11 protein-coding genes and 2 pseudogenes are annotated in these 18,400 nt (G+C 59.0%); 8 read left to right on the top strand and 5 right to left on the bottom strand.

What is annotated here, in order from left to right; all coding sequences use genetic code 11:
• Positions 1-385 precede the first annotated feature (385 nt).
• Positions 386-1,111 (top strand): outer membrane protein, encoded by a 726-nt coding sequence (locus tag P6U29_RS32665; protein ID WP_407114427.1) that lies wholly within the window; start codon positions 386-388, stop codon positions 1,109-1,111.
• 354 nt (positions 1,112-1,465) lie between these two features.
• Here P6U29_RS32665 and P6U29_RS32670 read toward each other — a convergent pair whose 3' ends face one another.
• A complete protein-coding gene (locus P6U29_RS32670) occupies positions 1,466-2,191 on the bottom strand; it encodes a LuxR family transcriptional regulator (protein WP_407119469.1) in 726 nt (241 codons plus the stop codon).
• A gap of 1,395 nt (positions 2,192-3,586) precedes the next feature.
• On the opposite strand from P6U29_RS32670, the gene P6U29_RS32675 reads away from it, so the two are divergent.
• Both P6U29_RS32675 and P6U29_RS32680 read left to right on the top strand, forming a co-directional pair.
• The gene (locus tag P6U29_RS32675) at positions 3,587-4,303 is read left to right on the top strand and encodes a sulfite exporter TauE/SafE family protein (protein WP_407114428.1); all 717 of its coding nucleotides are present in this window, start codon (positions 3,587-3,589) and stop codon (positions 4,301-4,303) included.
• A gap of 2,321 nt (positions 4,304-6,624) precedes the next feature.
• On the top strand, positions 6,625-7,263 hold the full coding sequence (locus P6U29_RS32680) for an effector protein NopP (RefSeq protein WP_407114429.1): 639 nt from the start codon (positions 6,625-6,627) through the stop codon (positions 7,261-7,263).
• A gap of 271 nt (positions 7,264-7,534) precedes the next feature.
• On the opposite strand, the pseudogene P6U29_RS32685 reads toward P6U29_RS32680, so the two are convergent.
• Positions 7,535-8,161: pseudogene (locus P6U29_RS32685) on the bottom strand (IS66 family transposase); the annotation flags it as partial.
• Positions 8,162-8,640: 479 nt separating this feature from the next.
• Here P6U29_RS32685 and hemN point away from each other — a divergent pair.
• A complete protein-coding gene (gene hemN / locus P6U29_RS32690) occupies positions 8,641-9,972 on the top strand; it encodes an oxygen-independent coproporphyrinogen III oxidase (protein WP_407114430.1) in 1,332 nt (443 codons plus the stop codon).
• A 413-nt stretch (positions 9,973-10,385) separates the two neighbouring features.
• Here hemN and P6U29_RS32695 read toward each other — a convergent pair whose 3' ends face one another.
• Entirely contained in the window at positions 10,386-10,904 is a 519-nt protein-coding gene (locus P6U29_RS32695) for a hypothetical protein (RefSeq protein WP_407114431.1), read from the bottom strand.
• Positions 10,905-11,586: 682 nt separating this feature from the next.
• Positions 11,587-11,901 (bottom strand): hypothetical protein, encoded by a 315-nt coding sequence (locus P6U29_RS32700; RefSeq protein WP_407114432.1) that lies wholly within the window; start codon positions 11,899-11,901, stop codon positions 11,587-11,589.
• A gap of 169 nt (positions 11,902-12,070) precedes the next feature.
• Here P6U29_RS32700 and P6U29_RS32705 point away from each other — a divergent pair, with 169 nt between their 5' ends.
• A complete protein-coding gene (locus tag P6U29_RS32705; RefSeq protein ID WP_407114433.1) occupies positions 12,071-13,642 on the top strand; it encodes a carbohydrate porin in 1,572 nt (523 codons plus the stop codon).
• Positions 13,643-13,978: 336 nt separating this feature from the next.
• A complete protein-coding gene (locus tag P6U29_RS32710; RefSeq protein WP_407114434.1) occupies positions 13,979-15,778 on the top strand; it encodes a hypothetical protein in 1,800 nt (599 codons plus the stop codon).
• A 93-nt stretch (positions 15,779-15,871) separates the two neighbouring features.
• Here the strand turns inward: P6U29_RS32710 and P6U29_RS32715 are convergent.
• Positions 15,872-16,170 (bottom strand): annotated as a pseudogene (locus tag P6U29_RS32715) (adenylate/guanylate cyclase domain-containing protein); the annotation flags it as partial.
• Between the two features lie 422 nt (positions 16,171-16,592).
• On the opposite strand from P6U29_RS32715, the gene P6U29_RS32720 reads away from it, so the two are divergent.
• A complete protein-coding gene (locus tag P6U29_RS32720; protein ID WP_407114435.1) occupies positions 16,593-16,718 on the top strand; it encodes a hypothetical protein in 126 nt (41 codons plus the stop codon).
• Between the two features lie 140 nt (positions 16,719-16,858).
• The gene (gene istA, locus P6U29_RS32725) at positions 16,859-18,397 is read left to right on the top strand and encodes an IS21 family transposase (protein WP_407119246.1); all 1,539 of its coding nucleotides are present in this window, start codon (positions 16,859-16,861) and stop codon (positions 18,395-18,397) included.
• Positions 18,398-18,400: the final 3 nt, after the last annotated feature.

Genomic DNA, 18,400 nt, shown 5'->3' on the forward strand with positions numbered 1-18,400 from the left:
AAAATGGGCTTGAGCGCCCAAGACGCGTCCTCGATCAGCGGTCTTCATTTGCCGAACTTTCTGAACAGCAAGCATGCACGGGGCGTGTTGGCGCAGCCTGACTTTGGCGTTAGCGACAGAGGGAGCCAAACACCTGGCAGCATTGCGTCGCATCACAGGCCATCATGAACGGATCGTATTCAAAAGGATCTGCGCGAAGCGACCATTGTCAGGCCGCAGCATTTTCGGTCGAGGCAGTGCATGGCAAGTTGCGCGCTCCACAATCTGACGCGGCGTGCGATTGGACCCATTTCTTCCGAAGACATGTTGTGCGGCAGTTACAGCAATTCGCGATCATGTTGTTAAACGCACGGCGCCGGGGGGCATCCAAAGGAACGACACTCGAATGAAGAATTTTCTGATTCTGACCGCAAGCATCGGCGCACTCAGTGCGGCCGCTCCCGCATTCGGCGCGGACTTGGCCGGGCAGCCCGTCAAGATCAAGGCGCCCCCGCTGCCGGTCGCAGCCCCGATTATCGATTGGTCCGGCTACTATATCGGTGTCAATGGCGGCTGGGGAACGAGCCGCAACTGCTGGGATTTCAATGGCCTCACTCCCGATGGTTGCCATAATTCGACTGGCGGCACCATTGGCGGCCAGATTGGCTATCGTTGGCACATCTTCAACATGGTCTACGGGATCGAAGGCCAGGGCAACTGGGCTGACTTCAGCGGGTCCAATGTCAGCACCGCCTTCCCAGCAGACACCATCGGCACCAAGACAGATGCGTTCGGTCAGCTCACCGGCCATATCGGCTACGCGTTCAATGCCGTGCTGCTTTACGCCAAGGGCGGTGCTGCGGTGACGAGCAACACCTACCATGTCAACTCGGTGGCTACTGGCACCGAGATTGCCAAAAACAACGATGTGCGTTGGGGTGGCGCGCTGGGCGCCGGTGCCGAAGTGAGCCTCACGCCGAACTGGTCAGCTGGCGTCGAGTATACCCACTTGTTCATGCAGCCCAGCAACGTAAGCTTCCCAGCGGCCGTTGGCGCCGATCGCGTCCACCAGGACGTCGATCTCATCACGGCACGGCTCAATTACAAATTTGGCTGGGCGTTTGCCAAATAGTGATCTCCACGCGTTTGCGTGAATCGGGAGCCCCGACCGCGGTCGGGGTTCTTTCTTCAGACGCTCCTCTCTCTCGCGGCACCCCTGCCGCCGTTCCGACGCACTAGGTCCGAGCTCGTTTAAGCATGGATCACCGGCTGGATGGAACGACGCCGCCTGACCCCAATACTGGCGGACCAGGTCAGTCGATTCGACACGTCATTGAGGGTTGTGTAGCTCCACAACCTCACGCAGAGTGAGGTCGCAGACTTGCCCCAAGAAGCTATCTGCGATTTCGCCGAAAGTGCCATGCTGAACCTGCCAGAAGCAGCAAACAAACATTTGGCAGTTGGTGCTCGTTCCATTCGATTGAATTCAAAGAACATTGAGGCGCATAGCCATAACGATCGCTTGGATCCGGCTAGTCGCACCCAGCTTGCGCATCGCATTCTTGATATGAAAATTGACTGTATTCTCGCTGATTTCCAGGATCTTCCCAATTTCCCATGACGATTTCCCCTCTGCCACCCACCGCATGCAACTGATCTCCCGTTGCGATAGTGCAACTTTTCTTTCGCAACCATTATCGCAGGGACGAGCGATGTCGCCATAGGCGGTGTGAAACTGCCAGGCCAGCGCGTTGAGATGACCGATGCGGTCCTGAGGATCAGCATCGTCGGACGCAGATGCAAACGACACCACAGATACCCGACCCAACGGGCCAAACAATGGCACGCTCATGCCATGCTTCAGGCCCGCCTCTCTCGCCTCGTCCAGTACGCGTCTCTCGTCCGGTTGAAGTTGATAGTGATCGGCGAGTTGATCCCACAAAAACGGCCGCGAAAGCATCGGCGTTCGCCGGACCACCGGATCGATAGTATGGTACTTGCGTTTGAAGTATCGCTCGCACCAGTCTGGCGGCCACTTCACAGCCACAGTCGGAGGCGGATACTCCGCCAGCCGAAGTGGCTCGACGAAGTTGAGAGCGCCGTAAGCGACTTCACTGAACCCTTCCTCGGTCGCACACCTTACAAGAAGCTCGAACAGCGCTCTGAGCGAATGCGTCTCGTTCGCGCATTCGGTGAAGCTAAAGAGATCCATGATGGGCGCCTCAGAACATCGATCAAGCTCCCTGTCACTGTGTTCGATTGCGCTCGTTTCAGGCGGAGCCAAATTCCATTCCATGACCTGAACTCTTGGGTTTGTTCTTCGTGAAGTCTGAGCGCCGCACGCAGCGTTAGACGCCAATCCCGAATTCGTTGCCCTGTCCCTGGCTGCGCCGGCATGATCGTCCCGCCAAACAGCCGAGATGCCGCCATCATCCCTGGTCCGAGGCTGAACGGCACGCCGGAATCGAAGCGCCGTTGCACATGCGAAGTGATCGGTCCAGCTCGCCGATGACGCACTGGCCAAATCGCCCCGCCATCGTCCATGTTGATGGTCTGGTACTGATGGAAAGTCCGAGGACCCTGGCGACTCAGCTGGCGAGACGCACCAAACAACACGAGCGGCTACAGGCCCGGCTCTGTTCAGATTGGATGGCGAGAAACCAGGGTCCTGTCCGAACGACACTTCGCTTTGTCTCAAGGCCGAGCACGAGGAGATCCTGAGCACTGAACTCCGCGATACAGGTAAGGTGGAGCACGCCGATGCGCTTCGCGGTGCCGAACTCGACCTCCGCGTTGTCGGTATCGATTCTCTGCTTGCCGACGAAGACAACAGGAGCGTCATTTTTTCTTCCGAATCTTGCGAATTGCCATCGCTAACCGTTGGCTGATGCTCCGCCCTATGACGGCGTCGGGGACGCGATCGATGAGCAACACGGAACAGCCCAGGCAGAAGCCATACTCCTTGCTTCATTGCCCGGCGTCTCAGCGGGTCCGTCCGCCAGATCCGGCGCAAACGAACCGAAGGGGCAGAAAATGGCCACGTCAAAGGCGCAATGGGGGATACGCCCAGTCGCGAGACCTGTTTGATGCAGAGGACACTTTGCATGCGCATCTCCAGAAGGGAGAGGACCCCGGATCAGACCAGCAAGTGTCGTACCAATTGTGAATTTCGCGAAAATCAACGGTCGGAACAAGGGCTTGTAAGGCGGACGGTCGGTTCCACATGAGTGCATTGAAGCAATCATGACATCGGAAGGAAACGCGACAGCGCCATTCGCGAGAGCCGCGGCACGAGTTGGCTTGGCCGAAGAAAGGTGCCGCTCCCTCGGCGGCAGCCTTGAGCCTGTCTTGGAGTTCTAACCGTCGGCCCCCCAAGCGCAGCCCTCGCGCAGCCCAGTCAAGTACCAACCTTGGCAATTGAAGAGGATGGTGACACATGGCAATCGTCAAGGAACTTGAACTGACTGTACCTCCGGCCGCGCGGATCCCCGATTAAGCGCTCGGAATCCCGCCCCTAGCGGAACGACAATTGCGTGGTCACCTCACGCTCGCATCATGATGCCGTTGGTGCAACCAAGGCGAAGAACTTCGCCAAGATCGGTGAAGTATGGTTTCTCTGCTCTTCGCGATCACCTCACTGTTCTATGCGACCGTCGGCCAAGCGGGTGGCACCGCATTCCTGTCGCTAATGGCTTTTTCTGGTATGCCATCGACAGAGATGCGCCCGACGGCGCTTGCTCTCAACATTGTTGTCGCGACTTATTCTACGTGGCTCTTCAACCGCAACAAAGTCGTAGACTGGATAATCCTGCGTCCGCTTCTGCTTTCATCGATGCCAACGGCGCTTGCCGGTGGTTTTCTTGTCCTCGGAGAACACATTTACAAGACAGTGACCGGGATCGTCCTTCTTCTGGCGAGCGCCGTGATGATCATGCGGCGCGGACGAGCCGCCGATCGCGTTTGCGAAACTCCGCTCGTGGCAAGCGTAGGCATTGGCGCGGTCCTCGGTCTGGTTTCTGGCCTGACCGGCGTTGGTGGCGGAGTGTTCCTGGCCCCGACGCTCATCGCACTGAACTTGGCATCACCTAAGCAGACCACCGCGCTATCACCCCCTTTTATCCTGGCTAATTCCACAGTCAGCTTCGTCGCAGCTCTTTTCGCCGGACAATTTCCGTCCTCGGATTTGGCGCTTTACGCAATCTCCGCACTAGGGGGGGCCGTCGCAGGAACGGTTATCGGCCTGAAATGGTTGAGCCAGACAGCTATCAGGTTCATTCTCGTGGCGGTTCTGCTCGTCGCCGGCATCCAATTGGTTCGTGCTTGAAAATCTCAAGTCTCACTTTTTAATTGGGAAGCGCCCAGCGCGGTCAGATCGAGGTGCAACACGATGCAAGCCGCACCTCAAGTCTAGCCCGAGCGCATTGCCTAACTCTGCAAGTCGCCATTGGGCAGGGAAAAGTCGTACGAGCCGAGGGTGGGGCGGATCACCTCGCGGGGCCCGGCTCATCGTCATGAACGGGCGGTCAGTACCAGATCGCATCCGGCTCGCGCTTGCCAATGGGCGGGAAGGCAATGTCGGACGGAGCGGGCGAGCAGGATGAGGGGTACCCCGATCTCGGCTATGGTGTGCGTCGCAGCTTCAATGTGAAAGTTGTTGTGAGTTGGTGAGCTGCTTTGGCGACGGAGCGGGACCCGCCAAACCAAGGCGCCCCGACGCACTTTACCGGGGGTTGAAAGTGCGCCGGGCCGGCCCCAACATCATCAGTACATCCGTGATGATGCTTGCGGCAATGAGCCAAGCAGCGTGGCGGAATTGAGGCTCATGCATTTTCTACTTGGAATTCGAAAATGTTTTCGTGAGCTGCTCCGAAGGACTTGAATCGCACGTAGCGTCACGTTGTAAGATTGCAAACTTGGCGCTTTCATCTAACAAGCAACTGGCTGCCGTGCCACGCCGGCTTTGGGAGGCATCCTACTCGCGCCGTCTGCGGAGAGGTGCTGCACATATCGAAGGTAAGCGGCGAGACGCCACTCGCCTCACCGACTTAGACCTCTTTGCCTCGCGGTAAATGCGAGATGTCGGGATCGTATCCACCGCTCGCAGCGCAACAGGCCGTAGGCGGGACCGCGCGAAGATATCTCGTCGCTCAACGCCACCATGGAACATCAAGACATTCTTTTTCGGCAGCAAACTTCGACCTTGGTCTGGCGGTTAGCTTTCGCGACCCTGGCTAGCACGCGACCCCACATATCCGGCATTTCGTCCGGTGGACACGACGACCACTGGTCGCAAGACCCTTAGACGGCGAATCGAAACGGGGCGTCTAAACAGGGTAGGATTAGAGCCGCGTGAAGAACAGAAGCACGGCAAGAATGAACGGACGAATGTTCAGAGGCGAAGCGAATTTTTTCCAAAGCCCGCCAAATTGATATGCTCGGGCTTGATATTCGAAGTGGAGCTGCGCGGCCGTCGGCCCACATGATGGATTGGACCGCATCACCGCACCTAAGGGATGCTCCTTCGGTTGGCTTCAGTCCCTTCTCAGGTTGAATCCTTAACGACGGTTTGGCGCACACCTGAGATGATCGCCGCGAACGGAGAGATCGTCCCAAAGCCCAATTGCAGTTTGTGCAATTGAACACGGTAGTCTTTTCGTCACCAAGGCTGATTGGGAGACACTTGCGGCAGAAATGCCGCCGTCGCTGCTACGTGCGATGAAAAGCTTTCTCTCAGCGTTTGACGAGAATCCGACGGTGCGTTCCGACCGACCGGAAAGGCGAGTTCGCCCGAATCCATCCGCCGCTGATTGAAACAGGTGAGGTTCTCCTTCTCAACTCAGAACCCGAGATCTCATCGACGCGCTCATCGACGATCCCCAATATCTACCTTGTTGTCACCAGAGACCACTGACGTCTGGAACTGCACTGACTGGGATAGGGCCGCCCACTATCTCCACAACTTCAGATATCCCGAGGGTGAAATCGACTTCATCCTTAGCGGCGCACTCTCGGACCTTTGTTCCTGTCAAAAGAGAAATCGACCTGATCTCAATTCCACTGCAAGAGCAACGCTTATGGTCGAGCCGAAATCGCCCTCGAGAAGCTGTACCATCGGGCGCGATGCTGAAGCCGCGTGACATATTTGATCGGAAGAGCAGAGACACCCCATCGCTCAAGCTCCGTACAATTCATTTGTAAGATGTCCGAAACTTGCAGTCAGCTTCTCGTCAGATAATCTGACTATCAAGTCCCGCTCGGCCTTAGTAGCCTGACACCCAACATATCTTTCTTGGATGGGAGCACGAACGTCCATGTACAATCGACTAGATGGCTCACCCAGCTTTCCTTGGATGAGTAGTTCCAGTCTTGATGGAACGACACAAACTGAAGCCGGCGGTACGCAAACAGATCAAAGCCGAAGCTTCGAGGACGTTTTTTCCGGTATGCAGATCGGGCCGCAAAGGCCTTACCCTGGTTCATCTTCGGCAACAGACGGTCGTACTCACTAACTGCCAAACCACCTATTGTGGAGATCTCGAGCACCTCATTTCAGGAACTATTGGAAGATTTCTATGGGGATGAGTACAGCAAATCGCGGCCAGCCAGCAATACCCGCGTTCGGTGGCATTGAAAGCGGAACGCGCTGTGGACGCCGCCTATAATCATGGCAGGAAGGCCGGTTCGGACGACGCACGACATTTCAGCTATCAACTAGGAAACAAAAGCGTTGGACTTCTCCGAACGGAAGGAGGAGCTCCCGTCAATGATGTGTTCAAGGGCGAAACCGCACGCGCCCGCTGGCAGGAACAGTTTCCCGAACGGTCTGAAATCACATCAACGATAGATTTTCGGGTTACGCATCCCCTGGTCGAGAACGCAGGCGACATCTTGCTGGAGCATCAACTTCGGCTTGACGGCCACGAGCCCTTGGTCCTTTCTCATCCCGTGAATCCGGAAGCGAAAGCCCGTGCGGCAGCATTGGGTTTTGTTGAGATAAGTGACTCGCTGATGGTTCTTGATCCTACCCGGAATCCCGACAAGTGGGGCAAGAACAGCAACGGTGAATGGCAGCGAGAGAACAAACCCCGACTTTACCTTTCCAAAGCGGAGGAGAGCGCAGGGATACGGAACGTTCCGGCCGAGCACGAAATACCACGCCCGATTGGGAAGACGATGACTTTATGTAGGAGGCGCTTTGGCGCTTCGCGAGGGCGCGATAGGCCCTCGCGAAGCGGTCTGTATCCCTTCAGCCCCGCCAATTGTCGGCACAGGCGCGAGGATTGAAAGTAGGACGAGTCATCGGTCCAAACATATATGGCGATTGGTGCTCCCACGAGGCATGTCTGCATTACGGTTGGGGCTGATTACTGATGGTCCGCCCCGGCTTTCCAGAATGTGAGGTCGCCCGCGAATGGCCCTCCGCCGTAACGCACGTGGCATTGGCGCTATCAGGGTTGCGGAAAGGCCACGAGTGCGACTTGGGCATCAATCACGAATGGGCGGTCTATCGTTCGTAAGCGGCAAGCTGAGGCCGTCAGCGGGTGGTTCCATGGCATAACGCGTCGATTTCGCTGCTTGGCCAGCCGTTGGCGATACGCTGAAGCAATGAGGCCAGAACTGCTTCCGTCGGAATGCCTCCTTCAAATGATATGGGCCGGGGGCCGGCGCCTGGATCAAGCCGTCCGCGTTCTAAGCACGATCATTACCTTCGCCGGCACCACATCCAGACGCTCCGACACGTCCCCGCCGATCAGCATCTTCTGTTTGCCGGCACGCTCAGCCAGCTCTTCCGGCTCAATGACAGTTTCGATCCGTTCGAGATGGGACGCAAAGTTCTTGCGCCGACGCTCTGCATGCTTGCCATCCGCCTGCGCACGGCCCTTGCTGACCTGGGCGTTGAGGCGGCGATGCCGGTCTCGATTTCCTCGAAGACGCAGCCCTCCTGTTCATCGTCGCCGCTCGCGGAGCCGAGCTTTTCCGATCGTCGGCCGAACCAGGCGCGGAGGCCGTTAGGATCTGCGTCAACCGCTGGATGCGCACAACGGCGTCGGCGTTGCGGGCCTTGAGATGGGCGACTTCGCATCGCCAAGGCACCGGCGCGGGCCGCTTTCTCGGCCATGGCAAGTACCATGCCCTTCAGCGTCTCTATGTCATTCGGGCGGCTGAGATCGGACGGCGTCATTGACTCGACCAGAGCACATTTTGCCCGGTTCTCTTGCCCTTTCCGTCTACTGATTCACTTCACCGCGGTGCTTTTACCCAACGATCTCCGGCGGCTGACCGCCGCGGTCCGGACCCGCTTCCGGTCCGTCCCATCGTCCAGAGCCTTAACTGGGCAGCATTCAGCTGCACCCGATAATATCCGATCCGCGGCCAGCAGAACCTCGCCTTCTCAAGCCATTTTAAGGAGAGGTCGTTCGGGGGACGTCTAGCCGCTTCGGCCGTGCTCATACGAGAAGTTCATTCTATCCACAAGCATCCAAATAGTCGCCAACGAGCGGCTCTCACTCCCACTCTCACTCCCGCCCCTAAGCCGCGTTGGCACTGACATCGAGAGCGGGACCAGATCTCCGGAACAGTTAGGCGCGTTTGATATAACGCAAAGACACAAGAGATGGCATCGGTCAGCTTCATGCTGTTTGAGCATGGGAAAGTTAAGCGTTGCAGACCTCCCTCCTGAACAAATATTGCGATGCTCGCCTGCCTTGGTACACCATCTACCCAACCGTACCGGATTTCTCGGCGATGATCGGTGCCAAGGCTTGTGAGACATGGTTGAGGCGGCTGCCGCCCGATGAACCCGTATCGATCTACCTCCACGTTCCGTTCTGCCGCTCGATCTGTTGGTATTGCGGCTTCCCTACAAGCCTCACTCGCAGCGACCGACCGATCCGCAACTACTTGGCGGCGGTGCAGGAGGAGATACGCTTGGTCGCAGGGCAAGCGCCGCGCGCTCTGCCGGTGAACGACGTGCATTTCGGCGGCGGGACGCCGACCATCATTGCGCCGACCGATTTCCTGGCCTTGATGGACCTCCTGCGCCACTGCTTCGCGTTCAGCAAATCCGCTACCATCGCCATAGAAATCGACCCGCGTGCGTTCACGGCCGAGATGGTCGAAACCTTACAAGCGGCCGGAGTCAGTCGCGCGAGCATCGGCGTGCAAAGCTTCGATCCCGTGGTTCAAAGATCGGTCAACCGCCTCCAGAGCGAGATGCAGACGGCTTCTGTCGTCGAAAGTCTTCGCCAGCATGGGATAAGCCGCATCAATTTCGACCTACTCTTCGGACTACCGCATCAGACGGTGCGGTCCTGCGTGGAATCCGCCCGGACGGCTCTGGCCATGCGGCCAGACCGGCTTGCGGTTTTCGGCTATGCTCACGTCCCCTCCTATATGAAACGTCAGCGCCAGATCGATGAGACGGTGCTGCCGGACAATGTCGCCCGCGCCGAGCAAGCCGCGGCCATTGCAGATACGCTGGTCTCGGCCGGCTATCGCCAGATCGGGCTCGACCATTTTGCCCTGCCCGCCGACGAGCTCGCGCTGGCGCAGAAAGCCGGTCAGCTGCGCCGCAACTCTCTCGGTTATTCGGCTGATACCTGCAAAACCGTGATCGGCTTAGGTCCGTCAGCCATCGGCCGTCTGCGTGACGGTTACGTCCAGAACGAGATCGCAACCGCTTCCTATCACCAACACATTCAGGCTGGCCGTCTGGCAACCTCAAAAGGCTACTGTCTCACCGCTGAAGATCGCCTCCGCGCCGCAATCATCGAGCGTCTGATGTGCGATTTGCAGGCCGACGTATCAGCGATCTGTGCTGCTCACGGATTTGATCCGATTCCTCTTCTCGATTCGGCCGACCGCCTGGGAATGCTTGCCGAAGATGGGATAGTGGACATTGAAGAGGGATTCATTCGGGTCAAGCAGGAGCACCGGTTTGTCATTCGTGCTGTTGCTGCCGCATTCGACACTTATCTCGACCGTACCCCCTAACCAGGCCACGCATGTGAGCAGATCCCAAACCTCTAAGCTCTTCGCGAGGGCGATCCGAAGAAGCGCCTCGGGCGGACAGGCCAGATTCCGAGGATGCAGCGGCTGTGTGATGGCACGACGTTTCAGATATGGCCTCAGAACTGGCGAGAGCCGATTAAAAGGGAGCTGATTTGAAGGAGAGGCGCAGCGGATCCCGCCGTTCAGGGCCACGCCTCGATCATGCGGAAAGGGCTCTGCCCCCCGCCTGCCCCGGAGTGTCTCGACGATGGTGACGGATTCAGCGACATGCCGCTGGAGACGCCGGCGCCCGCATAAGTTTCGGGTATTTTACGGCCGCAGGCAGCTTGCGAAGCTACGGTCCACCTCCTCGAGCGCGGTTGGAGACTCGACTACGCCCGCAGCGATCTCAGATCTCAAGGCTCGGCTGTCTTCGGTCCTGCGATCACTGGCGCGCCTCCGACGGAAACAGGTCCCTGTGGTTTGGACCGCCCGAAGTGCTTCCTGGCGACGCTTGGAGCAGCCCGGGCTGGCGACAAAGGAGGCACGGGAGCAGCAGAAGGGATAGGTGTTAAACTCTGCAGCGAATCGATGCGCGAAGTCAGCACGGTGATCTGATCCAGAATCCGTTTGAGGTCATCCCGCTGGGCATCGATCTGGCGGTTGAGTTCTGCGATCTCATCGCCAGCTTTCTGCTGTGCCCACTTTATCTCGGACAAGGACATCCTGTCTTCCAGTGACAGGCTCATCGTTGAAGAGGCATCCCGGGCTTCCGGCGTCTCGACAAACTCTTCAAGGTTAGCCCAAAGCCAGGCGCCAGCAGCACACGAGCCGACGAGGACAAGCGGGAGCACCAAAACCGGGAGAGTCCGTCTTGACGGCCCGTGCAAGAGCGGCCGCAAGTCTGAAGCGGCCGCTTGATCAATCAAGTCCATTGTCCCTCGCTCAACATTCCATTCCAGCAGGCTTATTTTATCGACGCGACAGCCTGCGATGCTCACGCGCTCCAGGAGCTGCCAGCGTCGACAATAATCAATCTTGGCGAGCTTCCCGATCGGCTGCCCCTGCTGCTATGAAGCGGTACTTCTTGAGCAACGCAACGCGACAATTTGCGCGTTCTCCATGATAGCGTCACCAGCGAGCAATGGTTCTCATCTTCGCCAGCGATGGCGCAGCATTTTCTCATCATTCAGAAGAACCTTGCAGATTTTCTTACCTTGCTCCGGCACGAATGCAGACCGTCCACTGCTTCCTGCAGTGTGTTCGATGGAGCCCCGTCTCACGCCTTGCTGAGACCAGCAACTTCATCCGGGACGCGCGACGTAAGCGCCACGCTGATCGGCCGAGCCGCAATGGCGGATTGGACCGGCAACCATTGCACCTGGTCAACTCCCAATTCCGGCAGGTTGTTCGAGATGACGGGCACGTGGCAAGCGAGACCAACGAACGCTGCGCACGTCAAGGATTCGGATGCAAGACAGATTTTGCCGCGCCAACGGCGCTGACGGAGCCAGAAACTGCTCGCCGATACCTGCCGATTCCTCCGATCTCCTGGGCCATCAAGTTAGACGTTGTGGTGTGGTTGCCGCGCGCGCAAATTCAACGGCTCTTCGGCTTTCAAGCCTGGCGATTGTCTCGTGTTTCGCTGACAACGATACCAATGAAGCGCTTCGTGAAGCCGGGCCTCTTGACCGGCGAGCCTTGCTTTCTGGTCGCTGCCGTTTCGTCGAGAAAGCCGCCTTCGATGCAGACGCGCGGCACCGCCAGAATCGCCTGACTCACAGTGAGCAAGGTGGACATTCGCAATTTTTTGGTGCCCAGGACAGCGAGGCCCCGCGCGCTCGTCATGAGCATTTTGTCGGCCCAGCGCTCGCCGCTGGTTCTCGGCGCACCGGCGTCATCCACAAGCAAAGTTGCGGACCAGATGATCATCGCCCCCGAGCTGAGAGGTTCGGGAAGCCTGAGTGGTTCTCGTCGCATAAATCGAGTCCTGACTCGTCCCCCCCGCCCTCGTACGCGAAAACGCCGGGAGCTCAGTCTGGGCCAATCAGGCTGCACTGCATCTATTCATGGCCGGTAGACATGGACCCCGAACTGCGCCATGCGTGATTACTTTTTTGCGACGACCTCGCCTCGGACATACTCGGCTACGGCAACACCAAGGGGAAAGCAAGGTGGGCTCGTTATCGCACTTTCGCTAGCGGGTTGTCTGGTCGGCAATTCCGTGCTCGCACAAACCGCGAGCGGGCTTGATCTTAGTAGCCACGCTGTGGATCAGGCCGGCAAAAGACGAAAGACTTCCCATCGAGCCGCAAAGCTCCCGATCGAGCTGATCCGTCAGGCAATCCGCCCTCCTGCCTCGACCCCCGCAGCAAGTCCCGGTGAGCCTTTCGAAAAGCGCGGCAATGCGGAGCAGGCTTCTCAGACGAGAACGCAAAAGACGATCGATCCCTTCGCAAGGTACGATAATCTGCGGGAAAAAGGGTTGTGGCTCAACATACCTGGCCCTGCGGACACGATTGATCAGGACAAGGACGGCGTTAGATCGGCGCTGGCAGATGTCGGCATCGGCTACATCGGCTGGACACATAACAGCTTTGCAAACAACCAGCTGCCGAATGCAGCCAGAAGCACTATCGCAAACCAGCTCTATATGGGCCAGAATCCGACCTTCGCCTCGGCAAATTTCATGATCGTCACCTACGATCTCAGCCGGTTTGGCATTGCCGACGGACAGATTGTCGTAGGAGCCGAGCAGCAATACTGGACGTGGGATCGCCCGGGGCCAGATCGAGTGGGGCTCAATACGCTCGCCTACTACCAGACTTTCTCCGACAGGACGCTAGAACTCAAACTTGGCTATCTCAGAAACCAAAATGAGTTCACCGGCACATTGTTCGGAGGGATTACAGGATCGAACATGTCTGCCTTGTTTCAGGCAGGGATGAGCACCAATGCTGCGCCCACGCCGGCGGTCAACCTGAAGTACAATTTTGACGATCGCTTGTACAACAAGGTCTCCGTCCAGCGCTCAATCAGTCCAGATGGTCCCTATGTCCAGATAACGGAGAATCCCACCGGCTTGAACTGGAACACGGCCAATGCAGGCATGCTTCTCGTTGATGAAGCGGGTTACAAGAGCAAGGCTGCTCCCGGCCTACCCGACACGTGGCTGCGGGCCGGCGTTGGTTTCAACAGCAGCCGCTACAAGAGCTTGGCGGATCCCGAGCAACCAAGGGAGAGCGGGAATAACTTTCACTATATCGCTGCGGACAGGCAGCTCTGGCAGAGTGACGCCCTTGGGTCGCCGTCTCGCGGCATCTATGGCGGCTTCTCCGTTATGGGAGCTCCGCCTGACCTCAACAGGATCAGCCGGTATTACGAGCTTCGTCTTTATGCGAAGGGACCTTTTGATAATCGGCCCAGTGATCTGATTGCTCTCGTTGCTAGCAACACGACCTGGAGCAAATTTGCGGTGGATGCCGCCCTGGCTAAAGGCCAGCTTGCGCACCGCGATACCACCGCAATCACCGGAACATACACCGCGCATCTCGCTCCGGGGATATATGCAAGCGTCGGACTGTCATACATTCATAACCCGACAAGCATCACACACACGCCCCAAACCGAACACGCGCTCAATCTGCTGGTGTCTACGTTGATATTCTTCTGATCATCGCAGGCGCCGTTCTGCTCCCAACTTCTCGTGACGCATGGGACTGGGACTTGAGCGTCGCGATCTCTTTGAACGGATCGGCCTGCATCTGCGCCAGACGAGCCCGTTAAGTCGGATGTGACAGGACGCCAGCTGGAACAGATTACGGAAAAGGATGTCGTTGGTTCTCCAGCGAGGACCGGCGGATTGTTGAGGAGCGGCTGGTCCCGAGCGCGTCATTTCGGACGTTGGCCAGCGCGAATAACTCCCGTACGGAACCATGTCCACGTCAGGTTCTCGAAAGCTTTCCCGATTACGGGAACCTGTTCAGGTGATCCTGGAGGTGAGGTTAGCGTGGATCCGCAAGATTTTGACCCATTTGGCGTACGAGCTTGGTCGCACGTGCAGCACGCCGTCTCGGAAGCGGCGCAGACTGGCCCGGCCGCACAAGATGGCTTTGAGCAGCACGTGGCCGAGGCAAGGCAGGCAGATCCCGCTCCCGTCGGCGCTCACGACCACTATCCCCATTTATCTACAGAAGACCGGGGCCTTATCGACAGGGCGATTGCTCAATATGCGGCTCAGAAAAACCTGCAACCGAGCACGGTCAGTTTCTATACTCAGGCGCTTCGTCGACTGGCGAATGATCTGCGCGCTCGTGGCCAAACGACTGATTTAGGGGACCACAAGTCTCTGCTTGATCACGCAGATACTTACTTCCCGAAAGACGCGGCCATGAAGACAGGCGTAAGCGTGCTTCGTGCCTATCATGATTCGGACCATTTGGTTTCTCGCGGGCGACCGCGCGCGGTCGCCCCAGCGAAAGACGCATTTAACGACAGCCAGCAATCCCCGGATGAAGCGATGGATGCACGTGCCAGGAGCAGTCTCCTGTCACGTGAGGAGGTCCTCATCAATCATGAGCATGACATCGCTCAAACGAGAGCAGCGAAGAGACCGAGGACGCTGAACGATCTGGAAGAGGTCGTGGTATACCGGCAGCCAAGCTCAAACGCCGCCTCAGGAGGAAGCAGCGGAGCAATGCCGGTCGCCTCAACGGGCGTCATAATCCGGGCGCAGTGGGACAGTCGGCCTCTTTATGCCGAGGATGCTCCCGCTATCCTGAGCCTTGAGGAGGCCCTCATCAAGGGCGGGATGACTGCCAAGCCGGCGAAGCAATATGTAAGTTCTCTTCTTGGCTATAGCCGTTGGCTCTTCGCAAAAAACAAACCAAGCATTGTTGCTCGGGTGGACGGCGAGTCGCTGACCGACGGCGGTGACTTGCACGAGTTCGGCAAGAGCGACAGACTCCTGAAAGCATTAGAGCATCTGCGGACCTTTCGGTCGACGGGCGTAGTCGTGCCCATCGTGCGTCCGGGGCGCACTCGCGCCAAGCTCACTTCTCCCCCCCAGAGAGTGCCTCCCATCAATCCCGAAAGCGCGTTACTGACGGAACCGATACGCATCGACGGCGCCGCTGCACAGCACCGCGCGTCACGCGAAGCTAATCGGCAGGAGGAGCATCAGGCGGGGCAGGATAATCAACCCGTCCCGTCGGCTCTCCTCGAAGGACAGGTCGCGGTCGAGCCAGAGCAGCCTCCTCGGGAGCAGCTTCGGCGAGTACTGGATCATCTTGATGATCAATCCAGTCCCTCGCCAGTCTTCGCTCCTCCAGAGGGGCTTCAGCAGCTGCAAAAGGGCTTGCGTGACGAGCTCGACCGGCAATGGGGGGATTTGCCTGGTCCTTCGTTTTCCCTTGATCCGGAAGAGTTTACCATCGAACCAGAGCAGTTCTCTCCAGGGGAGTTTCGGCGACTGCTCGAGGATGAAGACGCACAGGAGCTTGCTGAAGGGCGAGATGATCAACCCGCCACGTCGGCTTTCATCCAGGAGCAAGTCGCATTCCATTCGGAGCAGCTCCCTCAGGCAGATCTTCGGCGAGTAATGGATCATCTTGATGATCACTCCAGCCCCTCGCCAGTGTCCGTCCCTTCAGAGGAGCTTCAGCAACTGGAAAAGGACTTGCATGACGCGCTTCACGGACTACGGGACGATCACTTCGCCCCTTCGGTCTCCATTGATCCAGAAGAATTTACTTTCGACCCAGAGCAGTTCTCTCCAGCGGAGCTTCGGCGACTGCTTGATGATGAATAAGCAGGAAGGGCGAGATGATCAACCCGCCCCGTCCGCTTTCTGCAAGGGCACATCGCATTCGACGCAGAGCAGAGAGGAGCGAGCTTGAGCAAGTGCTGCAGGGTAGCCAAAGTAAACGAGCACTCCGTCGCTCATGTATTTCGCGACGAAGCCCCGACAGTGCCAGCGACGCATCTCTGATAGGCCGAAACGATCTCGTGTAGGTCCTCCGAGTCCATACGTGCGGAGAGCGCCGTCGAACCGACGAGGTCCGAGAACATTACAGTGACGTGGCGGCGCTCGGCGGTGTCCCCGCCGGCTTTGTCGCTCGCCAAAGGCGCGTCGGATAGCGGCGCTGGTGCACCCGCTTCGGCCGGCAAGGTGGCTATGGCGTGGAGCAGCTTACGGCGATGATAGCGTTGATTTGGGATGAGGCCTGGCAGAACCGCTGATTATGATTGCGCGATTCTGCAAAGCGATAATTTGCGGCCGGTCGCAGGCCGGAAGACGGCGTGGCCCTCCATTCGTCTTCTTGAGTGGCTACGGCTCGGAAGGTCTCCCCGACAGCTTCAAGGGCGCGCTCGTTCTCAAAAAGCCCTGCTCGTCCGATGCGCTCATGCGTGCGCTCGAGGCCGTTCTCCCGAACAACGCGATGAAGGAGAAGACCTCAGCTCTGCGCTACGAGGTGAGCTGAGGCCTGGCAAAACGGCGCGGCTCGCGGGATATTGGGGGCATTAGCACCGCACGCGGCCAACATCCGGTTTTTGCTCAACAGCGAACGCAGTAGCTGGCGGGAGCGCTAAGGGCCGATAGTCGAGGGATGAGGTTGGCAACAGTGCCGCAGCTCGACGCCCACCAGGCCTGCCGTTCCGCCGGAAAACATCCGATTCATGAGAAAGTGCTGATTCCGCTCGATGTCGCCCACCATTCCGGAATGATCTCGCCCACCGTTCCGATTTGATCTCGCCCGCCATTCCGAGATGATCTCGCCCACCATTCCGGGATGATGTCGCCCGGGGTGACGAGGCCTCTTCTGGCTCCGATACGGTCCGCCTTTCGGCTTTGCGAAGGGGGACCTGGATGCCGACGGAGAGGTTTGCGATGCGCCATGTGCGCGATGTGATCAGATTGAAGTCGGCCGGGATGCCGACCCGCGAGATTGCGCGGCGGGTGGGGACAGCCCCTTCGACGGTGCGGTTGACGATCCACCGGTTCGAGGCGGCGGGGCTGACCTGGCCATTGCCCGACGCCATCACCGACGCTGTGCTGGAAGCCCGGCTGTTCGCCAGCGCGGGAGCCGGTCCCGGCACCCGGCGGGGCCATCGCCGGCAGGCCGAGCCGGACTGGGCGGCGGTGCACCGCGAGCTCCGGCGCAAGCACGTGACGCTGTCGATCCTGTGGGAGGAGTACATCGCGGGCGAGCCCGGCGGGTATCGCTATTCGCGTTTCTGCGAGCTCTACCGCGCCTGGGAAGGCCGGCTGTCGGTGACGATGCGCCAGTCGCATGCGGCCGGCGACAAGCTGTTCGTTGACTATGCCGGCGACGGCGTCCCGGTGGTGATCGACCGGCGCACCGGCGAGCGGCGCAGTGCGCAGATTTTCGTCGCGGTGCTCGGCGCATCGAGCTTCACCTACGCGCAGGCGACCTGGACGCAGGGGCTCGCCGATTGGATCAGCGGCCACGTCGGCGCCTTCGAGGCGATCGGCGGCGTACCGGCGCTGCTGGTGCCGGACAACACCAAAGTCGCTGTGATCAAAGCCTGTCTCTACGATCCCAGGATCAATCGCAGCTATGCCGACATGGCGGCGCATTACGGCACCGCCATTCTGCCGGCCAGGCCGCGACGGCCGCGGGACAAGGCCAAGGTCGAGCAGGCGGTCCTGATGGTCGAACGCTGGCTGCTCGGGCGGCTGCGCCACCGCACCTTCCACAGCCTCGCCGACGTCAACGCGGCGATCGCCGAGTTGATGATCCGGCTCAACGAGGAGCGACCGATTAGGCGGCTCGGTGTCACCCGCCGCAAGCTGCTGGAGGAGATCGACCGGCCAGCGCTGAAGGCCCTGCCGGAGAACCCTTACGAGTTCGCCGAGTGGCGGATCTGCCGGGTCAGCATCGATTATCACGTCGAGGTCGAGGCGCATTATTACAGCGTTCCGCATCGCTTCGTCCGCGCCGAGGTGGAGGTGCGCTTCACGGCTCGCACCGTCGAGATCTTCCACAAGGGTGAGCGGATCGCCGCGCATCAGCGCATGAGCGGCAACCACAAGCACACGACCGTGCCGGAGCATATGGCCTCCAGTCATCGGCGCTACGCTGGCTGGACCATCGAGCGCATCCGTAAGGACGCCGCCTCGATCGGGCCGGCCACCGCGGCGCTGTGCGACCTGATCCTCGACGAGCGGGCGCATCCGGAACAGGGCTTCCGCGCCTGTCTCGGCATCATCCGGCTCGCCCGATCCTACGGGCACGAGCGGCTCGATGCCGCCGCCATGCGGGCGATCGATATTGGCGCGCGCACGTACGGCTCGGTCAAATCGATCCTTGCCAACAATCTCGATCGGCGTCCTTCACCCAAGCGCTCCGCGGACGACGCGCCGATCCTTCATCCCAACATCCGCGGGCCGCGCTACTACAATTAGGAG

The organism is Bradyrhizobium sp. LMG 9283 (assembly GCF_045571415.1).
Taxonomy (GTDB): Bacteria; Pseudomonadota; Alphaproteobacteria; order Rhizobiales; family Xanthobacteraceae; genus Bradyrhizobium.

What these genes read in the sequence shown, in the direction of transcription:
- P6U29_RS32665 (WP_407114427.1), top strand. Translation starts at nt 386, where the DNA reads ATGAAGAATTTTCTGATTCTGACCGCAAGCATCGGCGCACTCAGTGCG.
- P6U29_RS32670 (WP_407119469.1), bottom strand. Translation starts at nt 2,191, where the DNA reads ATGGATCTCTTTAGCTTCACCGAATGCGCGAACGAGACGCATTCGCTC.
- P6U29_RS32675 (WP_407114428.1), top strand. Translation starts at nt 3,587, where the DNA reads ATGGTTTCTCTGCTCTTCGCGATCACCTCACTGTTCTATGCGACCGTC.
- P6U29_RS32695 (WP_407114431.1), bottom strand. Translation starts at nt 10,904, where the DNA reads ATGGACTTGATTGATCAAGCGGCCGCTTCAGACTTGCGGCCGCTCTTG.
- P6U29_RS32700 (WP_407114432.1), bottom strand. Translation starts at nt 11,901, where the DNA reads ATGATCATCTGGTCCGCAACTTTGCTTGTGGATGACGCCGGTGCGCCG.
- P6U29_RS32705 (WP_407114433.1), top strand. Translation starts at nt 12,071, where the DNA reads ATGCGTGATTACTTTTTTGCGACGACCTCGCCTCGGACATACTCGGCT.
- istA (WP_407119246.1), top strand. Translation starts at nt 16,859, where the DNA reads ATGCGCCATGTGCGCGATGTGATCAGATTGAAGTCGGCCGGGATGCCG.